Annotated in this window: 21 protein-coding genes; 18 read left to right on the top strand and 3 right to left on the bottom strand. The window is 71.2% G+C overall.

All coding sequences use genetic code 11. The features are described 5' to 3' along the window. Positions 1 to 4: 4 nt before the first annotated feature. The 5 genes from ACFYP5_RS03775 to ACFYP5_RS03755 all read left to right on the top strand — a co-directional run bounded on the left by ACFYP5_RS03775 (position 5) and on the right by ACFYP5_RS03755 (position 3867). Positions 5 to 388, top strand: coding sequence for a DUF488 domain-containing protein (locus ACFYP5_RS03775; protein WP_389030095.1), 384 nt, complete (start codon positions 5 to 7; stop codon positions 386 to 388). A 94-nt stretch (positions 389 to 482) separates the two neighbouring features. After that, entirely contained in the window at positions 483 to 1661 is a 1179-nt protein-coding gene (gene alr, locus ACFYP5_RS03770) for an alanine racemase (RefSeq protein ID WP_389030092.1), read from the top strand. Positions 1662 to 1735: 74 nt separating this feature from the next. Further along, on the top strand, positions 1736 to 3001 hold the full coding sequence (locus ACFYP5_RS03765) for an alpha/beta fold hydrolase (protein ID WP_389030089.1): 1266 nt from the start codon (positions 1736 to 1738) through the stop codon (positions 2999 to 3001). Further along, positions 2970 to 3563, top strand: a complete 594-nt coding sequence (tsaE, locus tag ACFYP5_RS03760; RefSeq protein WP_389030086.1) for a tRNA (adenosine(37)-N6)-threonylcarbamoyltransferase complex ATPase subunit type 1 TsaE — start codon at positions 2970 to 2972, stop codon at positions 3561 to 3563. The genes ACFYP5_RS03765 and tsaE overlap by 32 nt, the downstream gene beginning before the upstream one ends. 133 nt (positions 3564 to 3696) lie before the next feature. Beyond that, positions 3697 to 3867 carry a hypothetical protein gene (locus ACFYP5_RS03755; RefSeq protein WP_389030083.1) on the top strand — a complete coding sequence of 57 codons (171 nt, stop codon included), beginning with the start codon at positions 3697 to 3699 and terminating at the stop codon, positions 3865 to 3867. A gap of 45 nt (positions 3868 to 3912) precedes the next feature. Here ACFYP5_RS03755 and ACFYP5_RS03750 read toward each other — a convergent pair whose 3' ends face one another. Continuing rightward, complete coding sequence (locus ACFYP5_RS03750; protein WP_389030749.1) at positions 3913 to 4455, bottom strand: hypothetical protein; 543 nt, start codon at positions 4453 to 4455, stop codon at positions 3913 to 3915. 197 nt (positions 4456 to 4652) lie between these two features. Here ACFYP5_RS03750 and tsaB point away from each other — a divergent pair, with 197 nt between their 5' ends. From tsaB to ACFYP5_RS03700, 10 genes are all read left to right on the top strand, one after another. Continuing rightward, complete coding sequence (tsaB, locus tag ACFYP5_RS03745; protein ID WP_389030080.1) at positions 4653 to 5315, top strand: tRNA (adenosine(37)-N6)-threonylcarbamoyltransferase complex dimerization subunit type 1 TsaB; 663 nt, start codon at positions 4653 to 4655, stop codon at positions 5313 to 5315. Continuing rightward, the gene (gene rimI, locus ACFYP5_RS03740; protein ID WP_389030077.1) at positions 5312 to 5827 is read left to right on the top strand and encodes a ribosomal protein S18-alanine N-acetyltransferase; all 516 of its coding nucleotides are present in this window, start codon (positions 5312 to 5314) and stop codon (positions 5825 to 5827) included. Before tsaB ends, rimI begins: the two co-directional genes overlap by 4 nt. Then, a complete protein-coding gene (tsaD, locus tag ACFYP5_RS03735; RefSeq protein ID WP_389030075.1) occupies positions 5827 to 6930 on the top strand; it encodes a tRNA (adenosine(37)-N6)-threonylcarbamoyltransferase complex transferase subunit TsaD in 1104 nt (367 codons plus the stop codon). Before rimI ends, tsaD begins: the two co-directional genes overlap by 1 nt. Further along, on the top strand, positions 6927 to 7214 hold the full coding sequence (locus tag ACFYP5_RS03730) for a hypothetical protein (protein WP_389030072.1): 288 nt from the start codon (positions 6927 to 6929) through the stop codon (positions 7212 to 7214). Before tsaD ends, ACFYP5_RS03730 begins: the two co-directional genes overlap by 4 nt. Positions 7215 to 7352: 138 nt before the next feature. Further along, positions 7353 to 8342 carry an LCP family protein gene (locus ACFYP5_RS03725; protein ID WP_389030747.1) on the top strand — a complete coding sequence of 330 codons (990 nt, stop codon included), beginning with the start codon at positions 7353 to 7355 and terminating at the stop codon, positions 8340 to 8342. A 104-nt stretch (positions 8343 to 8446) separates the two neighbouring features. Further along, a complete protein-coding gene (locus tag ACFYP5_RS03720) occupies positions 8447 to 8803 on the top strand; it encodes a YciI family protein (RefSeq protein ID WP_389030069.1) in 357 nt (118 codons plus the stop codon). A gap of 66 nt (positions 8804 to 8869) precedes the next feature. Further along, positions 8870 to 10150: an RNA polymerase sigma factor gene (locus ACFYP5_RS03715; protein ID WP_389030066.1), complete on the top strand. Its 1281-nt coding sequence runs from the start codon at positions 8870 to 8872 to the stop codon at positions 10148 to 10150. A 66-nt stretch (positions 10151 to 10216) separates the two neighbouring features. Continuing rightward, entirely contained in the window at positions 10217 to 10681 is a 465-nt protein-coding gene (locus ACFYP5_RS03710) for a VOC family protein (RefSeq protein WP_389030063.1), read from the top strand. Positions 10682 to 10874: 193 nt separating this feature from the next. Continuing rightward, positions 10875 to 11015 carry a hypothetical protein gene (locus ACFYP5_RS03705; RefSeq protein WP_389030061.1) on the top strand — a complete coding sequence of 47 codons (141 nt, stop codon included), beginning with the start codon at positions 10875 to 10877 and terminating at the stop codon, positions 11013 to 11015. Between the two features lie 251 nt (positions 11016 to 11266). Then, positions 11267 to 11632 carry a hypothetical protein gene (locus ACFYP5_RS03700; RefSeq protein WP_030979626.1) on the top strand — a complete coding sequence of 122 codons (366 nt, stop codon included), beginning with the start codon at positions 11267 to 11269 and terminating at the stop codon, positions 11630 to 11632. Here ACFYP5_RS03700 and ACFYP5_RS03695 read toward each other — a convergent pair. Further along, on the bottom strand, positions 11629 to 12999 hold the full coding sequence (locus ACFYP5_RS03695; RefSeq protein WP_389030058.1) for a methyltransferase domain-containing protein: 1371 nt from the start codon (positions 12997 to 12999) through the stop codon (positions 11629 to 11631). The two genes, ACFYP5_RS03700 and ACFYP5_RS03695, sit on opposite strands and share 4 nt — an antisense overlap. A gap of 167 nt (positions 13000 to 13166) precedes the next feature. On the opposite strand from ACFYP5_RS03695, the gene ACFYP5_RS03690 reads away from it, so the two are divergent. The 3 genes from ACFYP5_RS03690 (at position 13167) to groL (ending at position 15897) form a co-directional block, all read left to right on the top strand. Then, positions 13167 to 13553: a hypothetical protein gene (locus tag ACFYP5_RS03690; RefSeq protein WP_389030055.1), complete on the top strand. Its 387-nt coding sequence runs from the start codon at positions 13167 to 13169 to the stop codon at positions 13551 to 13553. Between the two features lie 310 nt (positions 13554 to 13863). Beyond that, complete coding sequence (gene groES, locus ACFYP5_RS03685) at positions 13864 to 14172, top strand: co-chaperone GroES (RefSeq protein ID WP_030914297.1); 309 nt, start codon at positions 13864 to 13866, stop codon at positions 14170 to 14172. Positions 14173 to 14271: 99 nt separating this feature from the next. After that, positions 14272 to 15897, top strand: coding sequence for a chaperonin GroEL (gene groL, locus ACFYP5_RS03680; RefSeq protein WP_389030052.1), 1626 nt, complete (start codon positions 14272 to 14274; stop codon positions 15895 to 15897). Positions 15898 to 16002: 105 nt separating this feature from the next. Here groL and ACFYP5_RS03675 read toward each other — a convergent pair whose 3' ends face one another. Further along, entirely contained in the window at positions 16003 to 16698 is a 696-nt protein-coding gene (locus ACFYP5_RS03675) for an ester cyclase (RefSeq protein WP_389030049.1), read from the bottom strand. Positions 16699 to 16880: the final 182 nt, after the last annotated feature.

Genomic DNA, 16880 nt, shown 5'->3' with positions numbered 1-16880 from the left:
GACCGTGGGCAGCAGTTCCGTACGGGTACGCCGGGTCTACGACCCACAGGAGGACGGTGACGGGACCCGTGTCCTCGTCGACCGGCTCTGGCCCCGCGGCGTCGCCAAGGACCGGGCGAGGATCGACCGGTGGCTCAAGGACCTCACCCCGTCGAACGAACTCCGCTCCTGGTACCACGAGGACCGTACCGGCACCCGCTACGACGACTTCGTCGACCGCTACCGTGCCGAGCTCGCCGACCCCGTGCACACGGCGGCGGTGGACGAGCTGGTGGAACTGGTCCGCGCGGGCGGGCCGGTGACCCTGGTCACCGCGGTGAAGGACGTCCCGCACAGTCATGTCCCGGTCCTTGTCGACCATGTCGAACATGAGCTGCGCCACCGGTGACGTCGGCGGCGTCGTGCGTGGTCCGGACGCCCTTGACGCGCCTCGGGCCCGGTACCTGAGGGCCCTGTCGTACGCCTCTGAGAGACTGGGCGCGATGAACGAGACAGCGTCCTTGAGAGCCCGTGCCGAGATCGACCTCGCCGCACTGCGCGCCAACGTGCGCGCGCTGCGTGCCCGGGCGGCCGGCGCGCAACTCATGGCCGTCGTCAAGTCCGACGCGTACGGGCACGGGGCGGTGCCCTGTGCCAGGGCCGCGCTCGAAGCCGGGGCGACCTGGCTCGGCACCGCGACACCGCACGAGGCACTGGCCCTGCGCGCCGCCGGGCTCGGCGGCCGGGTGATGTGCTGGCTGTGGACGCCGGGCGGCCCCTGGCGCGAGGCGATCGAGGCCGACATCGATGTGTCGGTGAGCGGTATGTGGGCGCTGCGCGAGGTCGTCGCCGCGGCCGAGGAGGCCGGCCGCACGGCTCGCATCCAGCTCAAGGCGGACACAGGCCTCGGGCGCAACGGCTGCCAGCCCTCCGACTGGCCGGAGCTGGTGGCCGCCGCCCGCACCGCCGAGCAGGCGGGCACGGTCCGGATCACCGGTCTCTGGTCCCACTTCGCCTGCGCCGACGAGCCCGGCCACCCGTCGATCGCCGCCCAGCTGGGCGTGTACCGGGACATGCTGGCGTACGCGGAGAAGGCGGGCGTCGAACCCGAGGTACGGCACATGGCGAACTCTCCGGCGACGCTGACGGTCCCCGAGTCGCACTTCGACCTCGTACGGACCGGGATCGCCATGTACGGCATCTCGCCCAGCCCCGAGCTCGGCACCCCGGCGGACTTCGGGCTGCGCCCGGTGATGACGCTCGCCGCGTCGGTCGCCCTGGTCAAGCAGGTGCCGGAGGGTCACGGTGTCAGCTACGGGCACCACTACACGACGTCCGCCGAGACGACGCTCGGCCTGATCCCGCTCGGCTACGCGGACGGCATCCCGCGCCACGCCTCCGGGCGCGGCCCGGTCCTCGTCGGCGGCGCCCTGCGGCGGGTCGCGGGCCGGGTGGCGATGGACCAGTTCGTCGTCGACCTCGGTGGGGACGTCGTGGAGGTGGGCAGCGACGCGGTGCTGTTCGGCCCGGGGGACCGGGGCGAGCCGAGCGCCGAGGACTGGGCGGAGGCGGCCGGCACGATCGCGTACGAGATCGTCACCCGCATCGGCGGGCGGGTACCGCGCGTCTATGTGAACGAGAGCCCGGCCGACGAGAACGAGACCCCGCCCGATCCGACCTGATCCAGCCCGATCCGGCACGTCCTGCATCTCCTGACCAGACCTGACGGACAACGATCGACGAGGAGCACGGCACGGTGAGCGAGAGCAGTGCGGGGGACGCGATGGCGACGGCGGCCGTTGTGGCGGTCGGCTGGCGCCGGGCAGGCATTGCCGGAGCCGCCATAGGCGTGATCGCGGCCGGTGCGGCGGCCGGCGTCGCGGTCGAGCGGATGACTGTCGGCCGGGGCATGCGCAGGAGGGCCAGGCTGGCGCTGGACGCCTCGGGGCCGTACGGGTCGCTCCGCGGCATGCCCGGCCGGGCCACCGCCGACGACGGCACCGAGCTGTATTACGAGACCGACGAGGTCGAACCGGACGGTGGTACGGGCGCGGGCACCCGACCGGGGGCCGGTGCCGGGGCCGCCGGGACCGGACCGCGGCGGCGCCGGCTCTTCGGCCGCAAGACTCCCGGGCCCGTCACCGTCGTCTTCAGCCACGGCTACTGCCTCAGCCAGGACTCCTGGCACTTCCAGCGGGCGGCGCTGCGCGGCCTGGTTCGCACCGTGCACTGGGACCAGCGCAGCCACGGCCGCTCCGAGCGCGGCCGGGCCCAGGCCGAGGGTGTGACGGTCGGCATCGACCAGCTCGGCCGCGACCTGAAGGCGGTCATCGACGCGGCCGCCCCCGAGGGCCGGCTCCTGCTGGTCGGGCATTCCATGGGCGGCATGACGATCATGGCGCTCGCCGATCAGTACCCGCAGCTGATCCGGGACCGGGTCGCCGCCGTGGCGTTCGTCGGCACGTCGAGCGGGAAGCTCGGGGAGGTCAACTTCGGGCTGCCGATCGCGGGCGTGAACGCCGTGCGACGGGTACTGCCCGGGGTGCTGAAGGCGCTCGGCTCGCAGGCGGAGCTGGTGGAGCGGGGCAGACGGGCGACCGCCGATCTCTTCGCCGGGCTCATCAAGCGGTACTCGTTCGGTTCACGGGACGTGGATCCGGCGGTCGAGAGGTTCGCCGAGCGGCTGATCGAGTCCACCCCGATCGACGTGGTCGCGGAGTTCTACCCGGCCTTCACCGAGCACGACAAGAGTGGCGCGCTGCCCGCGTTCCGTGACATCCCGGTGCTGATCCTGGCGGGCGACAAGGACCTGGTGACGCCCAGCTCGCACAGCGAGGCCATCGCCGTCGAGCTGCCGGAAGCGGAGCTGGTCATCGTGCCGGACGCCGGACATCTGGTGATGCTGGAGCACCCGGAAACGGTGACGGACCGGATGGCGGACCTGCTGGTCCGGATCGGAGCCGTACCCGCAGCGGCTAACGTTGGCGGGCATGGAAGCACCGCACAACAGCCTGGCGGCTGACGCCGCGAACGCCCCGGTCGCACACGCCGTGCCCGGGGAGACGCAGGCCGGAGCAGCCCCGGCCGGGGAAACCCCGGTCACCGCCCGCCTCGACGTCACCTCTCCCGAACAGATGCAGGCCCTTGGCCGCCGGATCGCCGGCCTGCTGCGCCCCGGCGACCTCGTGATGCTCAGCGGTGAGCTCGGCGCCGGGAAGACGACGCTGACCAGGGGCCTCGGTGAGGGGCTCGGGGTGCGCGGCGCCGTGACCTCTCCCACCTTCGTGATCGCCCGCGTCCACCCGCCGCTGGGCACCGGCCCGGCACTTGTCCATGTCGACGCGTACCGGCTTGGCGGCGGTCTCGACGAGATGGAGGACCTGGACCTCGACGTGTCGCTGCCGGAGTCGGTGGTGGTCGTGGAGTGGGGCGACGGCAAGGTCGAGGAACTGTCGGACGACCGGCTGCACGTGGTGATCCACCGTGCGGTCGGCGACACGGACGACGAACGGCGCTCGGTGACGTTGCTCGGGATCGGCGCGCGCTGGTCCGGGCTGCGGGCGGAGCTGGAGGCGGCGCACTGACCCCGCTCCGACAGTTTTCCGACAGGGTGTCGGCATATTGTTGCGCGGGGCGGGCCGGGCGTGGTCACATGGATGCCGAGAGCAGGTTAGGTCTACCTAACCGCGCCTTCCACCGGAGTGCCAGGAGGCATCCATGCCGACGCCCGAGCGTGAAGCGCAGCCGCAGCCGCCAGTGCCGTCCGCGGTGTCGATGAAGGATCTGCTGGCGGCCTGCGCCGCGGCCACCGCGGTCTCCACCCCGCCGTCCGAGGAACGGCAGGAGCCAGGGGAGCCGTCGGCGTCCGAGGAGCGCGACGCCGCGTAGCGGGTTTCCGCGCGCGACGGCGCGCAGCCGGCTTCCGCCCGGGCGTTACGGGACCACGACCACCTTGGCGCCGACCGTCGCGAACGCCCACATGGCGTTGCCGTCCGCCCGCTTCATCCGTACCCCGCCGGTCCTCAGCTTCGGGTCCGGGCTCTCCATGGAGCCGTCCTGCGCCGCACTGAACCCGACGGGCACGCCGCCGTCGGCCATCGCGAACAGCACCACGTGCTCGATCGGCACGCCGTCCGAGCCCTTGATGACGCCCGTGCGTGAACGCACCTTGTACGACCCGGGCCGCGGGTTCACGGAACTCGGCATGACCGCGAAGGACCGGATCATCTTCCCCTTCGCGTTGACCAGCCACACCCGCCGGTCGTCCAGCGCGTACACGACCCGCGCCCCGGTGCCGGAGTCGGTGGGGACCGCGAGGGGGTGCTTCTTGTCCTTGTGCCCGGCGGCGTGGCCGGCGGGCGGGGCGGTGCTGGTCGCCTTCGGACTGGGGGCGGCGAGTGTCTCGGGGACGTTCGCCGATGCCTGGTAGGCCAGGAAGCCGACCGCGGCGAGTGCCGCCGCAGTGAGCCCGGCCACGATTCCCGAGCTGCCCCTTGCCACCGTGCGCGCCCCTTTCGCTGTCGTCTGTCACGCAAGCGCTTCGTATGTCGCATGTCGTACAAGCGTTTACGTCGTACCCGCGTACACCGGGTGACGGTAGCAGCAGCGACCGGTGGGAACGGGACTCCGTACGGGGAGCCGTGGTGCCGTCGCCGGAGCCGTAGGCTGTTTGCGTGCTCTTGCTCGCTGTGGATACCGCCACCCCCGCCGTCACCGTTGCCCTGCACGACGGGACCGCCGTCGTCGCCGAGTCGAGTCAGGTCGACGCCCGACGGCACGGGGAGCTGCTGCTGCCCGCTGTCGACCGGGTCCTCGGCGAGGCCGGGACGGGACTCGACGCCGTGACCGGGGTGGTCGTGGGCGTCGGCCCGGGGCCGTACACGGGCCTGCGGGTCGGGCTGGTGACGGCCGCGACGTTCGGCTCGGTGCTCTCCGTGCCGGTGTACGGGCTGTGCACGCTGGACGCCCTCGCGTACGCCGCCGGGCGCAGCGGTCTGGAGGGGCCGTTCGCCGTCGCGACGGACGCCCGCCGCAAGGAGGTCTACTGGGCGCGGTACGAGGACCCGCGTACCCGCACCGGTGAACCCGCCGTCGACCGGCCCGCCGACATCGCCGGACAGCTCGCCGGTCTTCCGGTGGTCGGGGCGGGCGCGGCGCTCTACCCCGACGCGTTCCCGGACGCCCGCGGCCCTGAGCACGTCTCCGCGGGTGCGCTCGCAGCCCTGGCCGCCGAGCGTCTCGCCGCGGGAGGGCAGCTGCTGCCGCCGCAGCCGCTGTATCTGCGCAGGCCCGACGCCCAGGTCCCGAAGAACTACAAGGTGGTCACCCCGAAGTGACGCCCCCGACTGCCGTACTGCGTGAAATGCGCTGGTGGGACATCGATCCGGTGCTGGAGCTCGAACACGAGCTGTTCCCGGAGGACGCCTGGTCGGCCGGCATGTTCTGGTCCGAGCTGGCGCACGCCCGCGGACCGCAGGCGACCCGGCGCTACGTCGTCGCCGAGTCCCCGGTCACCGGCCGGATCGTCGGGTACGCGGGACTCGCCGCGGCCGGTGACCTCGCCGACGTCCAGACGATCGGCGTCACCCGCGACCACTGGGGCGGCGGCCTCGGCTCGGAACTCCTCACCGACCTGCTGAAGCACGCCACGGCCTTCGAGTGCGCCGAGGTGCTGCTCGAGGTCCGGGTCGACAACACCCGCGCGCAGAAGCTGTACGAACGCTTCGGCTTCGAACCGATCGGCTTCCGCCGCGGCTACTACCAGCCGGGCAATGTCGACGCGCTCGTCATGCGCCTGACGGTGCAAGAGCCCGCACAAGAGCCCGTACAAGAGACAGAGACTGACTGATGGCTGACGAACCGCTCGTACTCGGCATCGAGACCTCCTGCGACGAGACCGGCGTCGGTATCGTCCGCGGTACGACGCTGCTCGCCGACGCCGTCGCGTCCAGCGTCGACACCCACGCCCGCTTCGGCGGCGTCGTCCCGGAGATCGCCTCCCGCGCCCACCTGGAGTCGATGGTCCCCACCATCGAACGCGCCCTGAAGGAAGCCGGCATCAGCGCCCGCGACCTCGACGGCATCGCCGTCACGGCCGGTCCCGGGCTCGCGGGCGCGCTGCTCGTCGGCGTATCGGCGGCGAAGGCGTACGCGTACGCGCTGAACAAGCCGCTGTACGGCGTGAACCACCTCGCCTCGCACATCTGCGTCGACCAGCTGGAGCACGGCCCGCTGCCCGAGCCGACGATGGCGCTGCTGGTCAGCGGCGGACACTCGTCGCTGCTGCTCGCTCCGGACATCACCAACGACGTACGGCCGATGGGCGCGACCATCGATGACGCGGCGGGCGAGGCCTTCGACAAGATCGCCCGGGTGCTGAACCTCGGCTTCCCCGGCGGGCCGGTCATCGACCGGCTGGCGAAGGAGGGCGACCCGAAGGCCATCGCGTTCCCGCGCGGACTGAGCGGCTCGCGCGACCCCGCGTACGACTTCTCCTTCTCCGGCCTGAAGACATCCGTCGCCCGCTGGGTCGAGGCGAAGCGGGCCGCGGACGAGGAGGTGCCGGTGCGGGATGTGGCGGCGTCCTTCCAGGAGGCCGTGGTGGATGTGCTCACCCGCAAGGCCGTCCGGGCGTGCAAGGACGAGGGCGTCGACCACCTGATGATCGGCGGCGGGGTCGCGGCCAACTCGCGGCTGCGGGCGCTGGCCCAGGAGCGGTGCGAACGGGCCGGGATCCGGCTGCGGGTGCCGCGGCCGGGGCTGTGCACGGACAACGGTGCGATGGTCGCGGCGCTGGGTGCCGAGATGGTGGCCCGCAACCGGTCGGCGTCGGACCTGGAACTCTCGGCGGACTCATCGCTGCCGGTGACGGACACGCATGTGCCGGGCAGTGCGCAGCACCACGACCACGATCACGTGCACGAGGTCAGCAAGGACAACCTCTACTCATGACCGTCGCCCTCATGTGGGAGGCCCGGGCCGTGGCCGGCCGGGGCGCCGAGCTGCTGGAGTGGGCGCGGGCGCGCACGGGTCAGCTGGCGTACGAGCCGCTGCGGTACGAGTTGCTGTGCGCGCCGCAGGACCGGGTGCTGGTCATCACCTGGTGGGAGGCGGCGTACGGCGACGTGCTGCCCGAACTTCCCGAGCCCGAGCCGGAGTTGATCACCCGTGCGGTGCACCGCTGGCGGTTCGAGGTCGCCGGTCCGGACACCGGGCGGGATATCGGTCGGACATGAGAAAACTCAACGGATCCTGAGATTTCCCGAAAGAAAACCGAACAAGGGTTCCGGGCGTAATAGTTCGGACTTACGTTCCTCGGCGTGACCGGAGACAAGAGACGCCGTTCCCGTCGGATCGAGGCGGCAGCGGCGGTGATGGGCTGCATCCTGGTGCTCGCCGCGGCCGGGGTGGGGTGGGCGTACTGGCATCTGAACCAGAACATCCGCAGCGTGGACATCGACAGCGCGCTGGGCGACGACCGCCCCGCCAGGGCGCCCGTCACCGTCCCGACCGCGGCCCCCTCGGCGTCGCCGTCGGCCTCCGCATCCCCGCTGCCGACCGGTGCGCTGAACATCCTGGTTCTCGGGTCGGACTCGCGCAGCGGCAGCGAGAACTCCGCGCTCGGCGGCGGTGACAGCACGGGCGCCCGCTCCGACACGGCGATGGTCGTCCATGTCGACGCCGACCGTACGAAGGCCACCGTCGTCAGCATTCCGCGCGACACCCTGGTGACGCGTCCCTCGTGTCCGACCCCTTCGGGCGGCGCCACTCCGACGACGTACCACGCGATGTTCAACAGCGCGTACGCGGTCGGCGGCCCCGTCTGCGCGGTCAAGACGGTGGAGCAGCTCACCGGCGTCCGGATGGACCACTACATCGAGATCGACTTCGCCGGCTTCGCCGGTCTCGTCGACGCGCTGGGCGGGGTGACCGTCACCACGACGCAGGACATCGACGACGACAGGAGCCATCTCCACCTCGACGCGGGCACGCACCGGCTCGACGGCACCCAGGCCCTGGCCTTCGCCCGCACCCGCCACGGCATCGGCGACGGCAGCGACCTGGGCCGGATCAAGCTCCAGCAACAGCTGGTCGAGGCGCTGCTGGAGGAGGCCGGGAAGACCGATCTGCTGACCGACCCGGCCGGCCTGTACTCGATGGCGGACGCGGTCACCGGCAGTCTGACCACGGACACCGGCCTCGACTCGCTCGGCGAGCTGAGGGGCCTGGCGCAGAGCCTGGGCGCCGTCCCCGCGACCGGGCTGACCACGGTCACCATGCCTGTCGTCGCGGCCCCGACCGACCTCAACCGGGTGGTGGCGCAGGAGCCCGCCGCGAGCAGGCTCTGGGCGTCCCTGCGATAAGGGCCGAAAGAATCTTCCGGAGGTGCGTCGATTGCGGCGTCTCCCGTTCGACGCAAGGGTGAGAGGCAGGGAAAGCCCCCGCCCTCCCGTACCGAGGAGTCACCATGCCGCGCTTCCTGTCGATGATCCGCATCGATGAGCAGAACCTGCCCGCCCAGACCCCCGACCCCGAGTTCGAGGCGCGCATGGGGGCGCTGTTCGAGGAGATCACCAAGGCCGGGGTCATGCTGGACACCGCGGGGCTCGCCCCCACCTCGCAGGGGACGAGGGTCCGCTGGGAGGACGGCAAGCTGAGCTACACCGACGGGCCGTTCACCGAGACCAAGGAAGTCGTCGGCGGCTACGCCATCATGCAGTGCAAGGACAGGCCCGAGGCCCTGGAGTGGACCAAGCGGTTCCTGGAGATCCACCCGGACAACTGGACGGTCACCGCCGAGGTCCGCGAGATCGCCGAGGGCTGAGCGAGTACGCGCTCCCGGCCCCGGCCCGGCCGCGCTTGCTCCGCCTCCGGTCGGCTGCTCTGATGGGTGGCCGTGACGGAAGCAAGCGCGACCGCGGCGGTCGAGGCCGTGTTCAGGATCGAGTCCGCGCGGATCATCGCCGGTGTCGCCCGCATCGTGCGGGACGTGGGCATCGCCGAGGAACTCGCGCAGGACGCCCTGGTCGCGGCGCTGGAGCAGTGGCCTGAGTCGGGTGTCCCGGACCGGCCGGGCGCCTGGCTGACGGCCACCGCCAAGCACCGCGCGATCGATCTGGTCCGCCGCAAGGAGACGTACGCCCGCAAGCTCGCCGAGGTCGGGCGGACGCTGGAGGACGTGCGGCCGCCCGGGCCGGACGACATCGCCGGCACCGACGACATCGACGACGACCTGCTGCGGCTGATCTTCACCGCCTGCCACCCCGTGCTGTCGACCGAAGCCCGTATCGCGCTCACCCTGCGGCTGCTCGGCGGCCTCACCACCGACGAGATCGCCCGGGCGTTCCTGGTGTCCGAGCCGACCGTCGCCCAGCGCATCGTCCGTGCGAAACGCACCCTGGGACGGGCCGGCGTCCCCTTCGAAGTGCCGTACGGCGCCGACCGCGCGGCCCGGCTCGGCTCCGTGCTCGAAGTGATCTACCTGATCTTCAACGAGGGGTACGCGGCCACCGCGGGCGACGACTGGCTGCGCCCGGGGCTCTGCGAGGACGCGCTGCGGCTGGCCAGGGTGCTCGCCGGGCTGATGGGGCAGGAACCCGAAGTGCACGGCCTGGCAGCCCTGCTGGAGCTCCAGGCGTCCCGCACCGCGGCCAGGACCGGCCCGGGCGGCGAGCCCGTCCTGCTCGCGGACCAGAACCGGTCCCGCTGGGACCGGTTGCTGATCCGGCGCGGGTACGCGGCCCTGGAGCGGGCGAACGCGCTGGGCGGGGCCCCCGGCCCGTACGCCCTGCAGGCCGCCGTCGCAGCGTGCCACGCCCACGCGGTGACGTACGAGGAGACGGACTGGGCGGTCATCGCCACGCTCTACGGCCTGCTGGCCAAGGCGGCCCCGTCACCGGTGGTGGAACTGAACCGCGCCGTCGCGGTGTCGATGGCCGAGGGCCCCGAGGCCGGGCTCGCACTGGTCGATGCGCTGACCGGTGACCCGGCGCTGGCGGCGTACCACCTGCTGCCGAGCGTGCGCGGCGATCTGCTGGCACGGCTGGGGCGCGCGGACGAGGCGCGGGCGGAATTCGTACGGGCGGCGGGGCTGACCCGTAACGCACGCGAGCGGGCGCTGCTGCTGGCGCGGGCGGAGAAGGAGGCGGAGGAGGGCGGCGCTCCGCGATGAGTTCCGGGCGGCGGCAGGGTCTACCTTGCACAACCATCCCCCGTACGAGTCGCCGAGGAGCAGGCCATGCAGAAGATCAAGACCTTCCTGTGGTTCGACAACCAGGCCGAGGAGGCCGCGAACCACTACGTCTCCATCTTCGGAGGGGACTCGAAGGTGCTGGGCGTCACGTACTACACGGAGGCGTCGCCGGGCGAGCCGGGCGGGGTCATGACCGTCGAATTCCGGCTGGCGGGCCAGGAGTACGTCGCGCTCAACGGCGGCCCGCAGTTCCCCTTCACCGAAGCGATCTCGCTCTCCGTCGACTGCGAGTCGCAGGCGGAGGTCGACGAGTTGTGGGCCAAGCTCACCGACGGCGGCGAGGAGGGCCAGTGCGGCTGGCTCAAGGACAGGTACGGGCTGTCCTGGCAGATCGTCCCGCGCGGGCTGTCCGAGGCGCTCTCCGACCCGGACCGGGTCAAGGCGGACCGGGCCATGAAGGCCATGCTCGGTATGAGGAAGCTCGACATCCAGGCGCTGCTCAACGCCTGACGTACCGGGCCGTGACCGACCCGGCCGGTCCGCCGCCGCACCCGGTCGATCAGCAGCTCGAGCTGTACGCCACTGAGGTGGCCCCGGTCATCCGCATGGAGTCAGTCCGATCGCGCGGGCGCACCGGGTGGTTCGGCGGCCTCGTTGACCGTGCGACCGGGCGCATCGGGTGCCCGTCGAGAGAGGAGGCGCCATGTCCGATCAGTACGACTACAGCGGTGAGCCGGAGCACGATCCCGACGTGGCGGAGGCCGTCCACGACCCCGAGTGCATCGGCTCGGCCGGCGAGCCCGACGCGTACGACGACTACCTGGACAGCGAGCAGTACGACTGACCCGGACCGGGACGGGCGGGGCTCCCCGCTGTCGACCGACCCCGCCCGTCCCACCTGTCGTCCGTGGGCCTCCGGACGATCGGCCGGCCGCTCGGTCCGATCGGCGTCACCAAGGCGTTCGTGCACCGCGGTCGGGTGCTCGTCGGGGCGAGCGGGTCCGAGCCGTCGTTCTCCGTCGTCGTCGGCGCCCACCGCCGCCTACGCCCCTATCCTGGCCGCGTAGCAGGATCTGCACAGGGGGAGGGTGTCACATGGAGTGGTACTGGTGGGTGCTCATCATCTTCTGGACCGGCGGCTTCGGATGGGCGGTCGACAACGTCCGTACGGCGCTGCGCAACCGGCACACCCGCAAGCTGGAACTGCTGGAGGCGAGCAAGCAGGAACGCCTGGCCGTCGAGGCGGCGAACCGGCCGCCGGAGCCGGTCTGCGGCTGCACGCACCACCTTGCGAAGCACGACAAGCAGGGCAAGTGCCATGAGCGGATCGAGGTGCCGACGGCCTGGGACGAGAGCAAGAAGCCGGTCCGCTTCGAAGCCGGGCAGTGCAACTGTCAGCAGTACGTGGGCCCGCAGCCGCTCTCCCAGGTGTACGCGGAAGACCTGACCGACCTGGCCTAGGGCGACTCCGGCCGCACGGGGTGGCCGATCAGCATGGTCGGCGCTCCGGCGACCCGGGTCAGGAACACGGTCGCGGCGTTCGGGCCCTGGAGCTTCATCTTGCGGCGCAGCTCCTCCGGTTCGACGGCCGAGCCCCGCTTCTTGACGGTCAGGACGCCGACCTTCCGCTCCCGCAGCAGCGCCTTCAGCTTCTTCATGTTGAACGGCAGCCGGTCGGTGATCTCGTACGCGGAGGTGTACGGGGAGTTGTACGGCTCGTCGCTCGTGACGTACGCGATCGTCTCGTCGATCAGCCGGCCGCCCGAGCGCTCCACGATGTCGGCGACCAGATGCGCACGGATGACGGCACCGTCCGGCTCGTACAGATAGCGGCCGACCGGGCCGACGGGCGGAGCGGGCAGCGCGGCCGGAGCCGACAGGGTCGCGCCGGCCGGGAGCAGCGTGGCGCGGTACGAACCGGCCGTGAATCCCTCGCCGAACCAGAGCACCGCCTCCTTCACATCGCCGCCGTCCGAGATCCACTCGGCCTCCGCCCGGGCCGGGACCGCCTCGTGCGGGATGCCGGGGGCGATCTTCAGCGCGGCGACAGGGGCCTTCAGCGCGGCGCCGGTCGCCCAGGAGAGCGGCGGGGAGTACGCCTCCGGGTCGAAGATCCTGCCGCGTCCGCCGCGCCGGGCCGGGTCGACGAAGACGGCGTCGTACGCGGCGGTGTCGATCTCGGTGACATCGGCGCACCGCACCTTGATCAGGGCGTCCAGCCCGAGCGCGGCGGCGTTGGCGCGGGCCACCTCGGCGGTCAGCGGGTCACGGTCCACGGCGAGGACGGAGATGCCCGCGCGGGCGAGCGCGATGGCGTCACCACCGATCCCGCAGCAGAGGTCGGCGACGCTGCGGACGCCGGCTGCGGCGAACCGGCCGGCCCGGTACGTGGCGACCGACGTACGGGTCGCCTGCTCGACACCGTTCGGCGTGAAGAACATCCGGTACGCGTCCTCGGCACCGAACTTCGCCACCGCCCGCTGCCGCAGCCGTGCCTGCCCCAGCGCCGCCGAAACCAGCGCGGCCGGGTGGCTGCGGCGCAGCCGGGTCGCGGTGGCGAGCTCCTGGGCGGGGTCGTAGGACCGCAGCTCGGTCAGGAGCGCCGTGCCCTCCGGGGCGCGCAGTGCGGTGAAGGCGGCGAGCGGGTCGGTGAGCGGGTCGGCGGCACCGGACGGGGTGCTCGGGTCGCTCGGGTCGCGCGGGTCTGTCGGGCCGGTCGGGGCGAAGGCGTTCACCGGCCCATTGTGAGCCAGCCGGGGGACCGCCCGGGGTCCGGCGGCGGTGTCGGGCCGAGTGATCGATTGGCTGCTGCCAGTATCCGAGATCATGTGGTCTTACGACAAAAGGAAGAATTTGCCATGACGGGCCGGAGGCCGGGCTCGATCCGTCGCATGCGGGATGACCTGCGGTGGAGGCCGGGATGCGAGGTTCGCCCCGCGGTCATGAAGACCATTTCGGACCAGGGGTACGCCGTGACACGGCCGGGGGGCCATGTATGAGCCGGGCGCGGCGGCTGCTCGCCGGACTGCTGGCGGCCGGTGCTCTGCTGACCGCCACCGCCGGGTGTGCGCAGTCGGTCGACCCGATCGAACGACTGGGCCGGAAGGCCGCGCAGAAGGTGCAGGGCCCGCACCGCGCACCGGCGGCGGGGCCCGGGGGGATGTCGGAGTCGGTGCCGAAGGCGGGTGCGCGGGGTGATCACGGGGCACCCGGGTCGTGGGCCGGCACCGCCTGCGGGCGGCGGGACCAGCCGCAGGAGTCCGTGGACTCCCGGCCGTCGCCGCCGCCGAGGCAGCGGCACCGGTGGTCGGACCGGCCGGAATCGTACGACGCCGTGGACCCCGACGTCATGGACTCCGGCGACGGGTGCGAGCGGCGGTAGCCGCGTGCCCGCGGGCTTCGCGCGCCATTGAACGTCACCCCGCGGGCCTCGCCGAGGGTGCATGCTCCGGCCCCCGCACCGCGGGGCCTTGGCCTGGGCTGCCGCGCCACGACCGCACGTAATTGGCACTCCGCTTGACCGAGTGCTAATCGCGGTCATAGTCTCGGCTCTGGCACTCCCCAGTGGAGAGTGCCAGCAGTACTGCGCGACTGGCAGGTCCGGCACCCGCGACGACGGATCCACCTGGTCGCCACCCCAGACAGTTAACCCCGCAGTTAACCCCGAGATCTCCGAAGGGGGAGGCCGGATCGTGACGACCACCAGCTCCAAGGTTGCCATCAAGCCGCTTGAGGACCGCATTGTGGTCCAGCCGCTCGACGCCGAGCAGACCACGGCCTCTGGCCTGGTCATCCCGGACACCGCCAAGGAGAAGCCCCAGGAGGGCGTCGTCCTGGCCGTGGGCCCGGGTCGCTTCGAGAACGGCGAGCGTCTTCCGCTCGACGTCAACACCGGTGACATCGTGCTCTACAGCAAGTACGGCGGCACCGAGGTGAAGTACAACGGCGAGGAGTACCTCGTCCTCTCGGCCCGCGACGTGCTCGCGATCGTCGAGAAGTAATTCACCCACGTTTGCTTATGTTCTGCGCCCCTGGCCCCCTGCGAAATAACTAGCCGGCGGTCGGGGGCGCAGTTCGTTCGAGAGGACAGCTCAGCTCCCATGGCGAAGATTCTGAAGTTCGACGAGGACGCCCGTCGCGCCCTTGAGCGTGGCGTCAACAAGCTTGCCGACACGGTGAAGGTGACGATCGGCCCCAAGGGCCGCAACGTCGTCATCGACAAGAAGTTCGGCGCTCCCACCATCACCAACGACGGTGTCACCATCGCGCGCGAGGTCGAGCTCGACGACCCGTACGAGAACCTCGGTGCCCAGCTGGTGAAGGAGGTGGCGACCAAGACCAACGACGTAGCGGGTGACGGCACCACCACCGCCACCGTGCTCGCCCAGGCGCTCGTCCGCGAGGGCCTGCGCAACGTTGCCGCAGGTGCTTCCCCGGCCGCCCTGAAGAAGGGCATCGACGCCGCGGTCAAGGCCGTGTCCGAGGAGCTCCTCGCGACCGCCCGGCCGATCGACGACAAGTCCGACATCGCCGCCGTGGCCGCGCTCTCCGCGCAGGACTCGCAGGTCGGCGAGCTCATCGCGGACGCGATGGACAAGGTCGGCAAGGACGGTGTCATCACCGTCGAGGAGTCCAACACCTTCGGTCTGGACCTCGAGTTCACCGAGGGCATGGCCTTCGACAAGGGTTACCTGTCCCCGTACATGGTGACCGACCAGGAGCGTATGGAGGCCGTCCTCGACGACCCGTACATCCTGATCCACCAGGGCAAGATCGGCTCGATCCAGGAGCTGCTCCCGCTGCTGGAGAAGGTCATCCAGGCCGGTGGCTCCAAGCCGCTGCTGATCATCGCCGAGGACGTCGAGGGCGAGGCCCTGTCGACCCTGGTCGTCAACAAGATCCGTGGCACCTTCAACGCCGTCGCGGTGAAGGCCCCGGGCTTCGGTGACCGCCGCAAGGCCATGCTCGGTGACATCGCCACCCTCACCGGTGCGACCGTCATCGCCGAGGAGGTCGGCCTCAAGCTCGACCAGGCCGGTCTGGACGTGCTGGGCACGGCGCGCCGCGTGACCGTCTCCAAGGACGACACGACCATCGTGGACGGCGGCGGCGAGCCCGGCGACGTCAAGGGCCGTATCAACCAGATCAAGGCCGAGATCGACTCCACGGACTCCGACTGGGACCGCGAGAAGCTCCAGGAGCGCCTTGCGAAGCTGGCCGGCGGCGTGTGCGTGATCCGCGTCGGCGCCGCCACCGAGGTGGAGCTCAAGGAGAAGAAGCACCGTCTGGAGGACGCCATCTCCGCGACCCGCGCCGCGGTCGAGGAGGGCATCGTCTCCGGTGGTGGCTCCGCTCTGGTCCACGCCGTCAAGGTCCTCGAGGGCAACCTCGACAAGACCGGCGACGAGGCCACCGGTGTCGCGGTCGTGCGCCGCGCCGCCGTCGAGCCGCTGCGCTGGATCGCCGAGAACGCGGGCCTCGAGGGTTACGTCATCACCTCGAAGGTCGCCGAGCTCGACAAGGGCCAGGGCTTCAACGCCGCGACCGGCGAGTACGGCGACCTGGTGAAGGCCGGCGTCATCGACCCGGTCAAGGTCACCCGCTCCGCGCTGGAGAACGCCGCGTCCATCGCGTCGCTGCTGCTCACGACCGAGACCCTGGTCGTCGAGAAGCCGGCCGAGGAAGAGGCCGAGGCCGGTCACGGCGGTCACGGTCACTCGCACTGACGCGTGGCCGAACCGGCGTACAGCCGTAGAAGGCCCCCTGTTCCCGCCGCTCAGCGGCGGGAACAGGGGGCCTTCGGTCTTCCTCGGTGCCCGGTCGAGCGCGGTTCAGTCGAGCGCGCCGAGCTGGCGCATCAGGCCCATGACGTCTTCGTGCCACCAGCCCTCCTGGATCCTGCCGTCCCTGAACCGGAAGATCGTGGTGCCGGTCATGATGCACTGCCTGCCCGTCGGTGGGATGCCCATGAAGTCGCCCTTGTGGGTGCCGGTCCAGGTCCACAGCGTCACGACGTCGTCGCCCTCGCAGATCTGCCGGTCCAGGTCGAAGGAGAAGTCGAAGGCGGCCCGCCATCCGATGAGATCGTTCCGGAGGTTGCCGGATCCGATCACGGTGTCCTCTTCCTTGGCGATGTCGTGGTCGGCGTAGTCGACCGCGAACACCTCGTCGATGGCGTCCAGGTTGCCGCCGACGGCGATCTCGTGGAAGAACCGGCGGGACAGTGTCTGGTTCAACTGTTCGTCGCGGATCACGTCGAGATCGGTGAAGGTGGGCGTCCCGTCGCAGAGCGCCACCATTTCCTGGAAGATCCGGTCGGTCTCCGGCAGCTTGGAGTTCGCCACCGCGTCTTCGTACGACGGGAATTCGACGATCTCCACGTAGTGGGACCCGTCGGAGCGGTCCTTGCCGATCAGGCTGTGAGTGGCGGTCCGGGAGCCCTTGGTCTGTTCGACCCACTCGTCCATGAGACGGTCCATGTCATCGAACCGCTCCGTCTTGCAGTCGATTACTTGTACGAATCTCATGGCGTCTCCCGGTCTCACGAGCCTGGATGGGATGGTTCCATTTTATTGGGACACGGGGTTCGTGACGGTTCGGGTGGAGCGGTCCCGCCCTCGCCGCCCGTGCCGTCATCGAGAACGACGGCGGCGAGGACCGGTTCGGCAACAGGACGAAGCCCCCCGCGCCAGACCTCGGCGCCTGTGCG

Source organism: Streptomyces sp. NPDC005262, from assembly GCF_042872425.1.
Classification (GTDB): Bacteria; Actinomycetota; Actinomycetes; order Streptomycetales; family Streptomycetaceae; genus Streptomyces.
This window is presented reverse-complemented; position numbering and strand designations above follow the sequence as displayed.

What these genes read in the sequence shown, in the direction of transcription:
- ACFYP5_RS03675 (WP_389030049.1), bottom strand. Translation starts at nt 16,698, where the DNA reads ATGAGATTCGTACAAGTAATCGACTGCAAGACGGAGCGGTTCGATGAC.
- tsaE (WP_389030086.1), top strand. Translation starts at nt 2,970, where the DNA reads ATGGAAGCACCGCACAACAGCCTGGCGGCTGACGCCGCGAACGCCCCG.
- tsaD (WP_389030075.1), top strand. Translation starts at nt 5,827, where the DNA reads ATGGCTGACGAACCGCTCGTACTCGGCATCGAGACCTCCTGCGACGAG.
- ACFYP5_RS03690 (WP_389030055.1), top strand. Translation starts at nt 13,167, where the DNA reads ATGAGCCGGGCGCGGCGGCTGCTCGCCGGACTGCTGGCGGCCGGTGCT.
- ACFYP5_RS03755 (WP_389030083.1), top strand. Translation starts at nt 3,697, where the DNA reads ATGCCGACGCCCGAGCGTGAAGCGCAGCCGCAGCCGCCAGTGCCGTCC.
- ACFYP5_RS03705 (WP_389030061.1), top strand. Translation starts at nt 10,875, where the DNA reads ATGTCCGATCAGTACGACTACAGCGGTGAGCCGGAGCACGATCCCGAC.
- groL (WP_389030052.1), top strand. Translation starts at nt 14,272, where the DNA reads ATGGCGAAGATTCTGAAGTTCGACGAGGACGCCCGTCGCGCCCTTGAG.
- ACFYP5_RS03700 (WP_030979626.1), top strand. Translation starts at nt 11,267, where the DNA reads ATGGAGTGGTACTGGTGGGTGCTCATCATCTTCTGGACCGGCGGCTTC.
- ACFYP5_RS03725 (WP_389030747.1), top strand. Translation starts at nt 7,353, where the DNA reads ATGGGCTGCATCCTGGTGCTCGCCGCGGCCGGGGTGGGGTGGGCGTAC.
- alr (WP_389030092.1), top strand. Translation starts at nt 483, where the DNA reads ATGAACGAGACAGCGTCCTTGAGAGCCCGTGCCGAGATCGACCTCGCC.
- ACFYP5_RS03695 (WP_389030058.1), bottom strand. Translation starts at nt 12,999, where the DNA reads ATGATCTCGGATACTGGCAGCAGCCAATCGATCACTCGGCCCGACACC.
- ACFYP5_RS03720 (WP_389030069.1), top strand. Translation starts at nt 8,447, where the DNA reads ATGCCGCGCTTCCTGTCGATGATCCGCATCGATGAGCAGAACCTGCCC.
- ACFYP5_RS03710 (WP_389030063.1), top strand. Translation starts at nt 10,217, where the DNA reads ATGCAGAAGATCAAGACCTTCCTGTGGTTCGACAACCAGGCCGAGGAG.
- ACFYP5_RS03730 (WP_389030072.1), top strand. Translation starts at nt 6,927, where the DNA reads ATGACCGTCGCCCTCATGTGGGAGGCCCGGGCCGTGGCCGGCCGGGGC.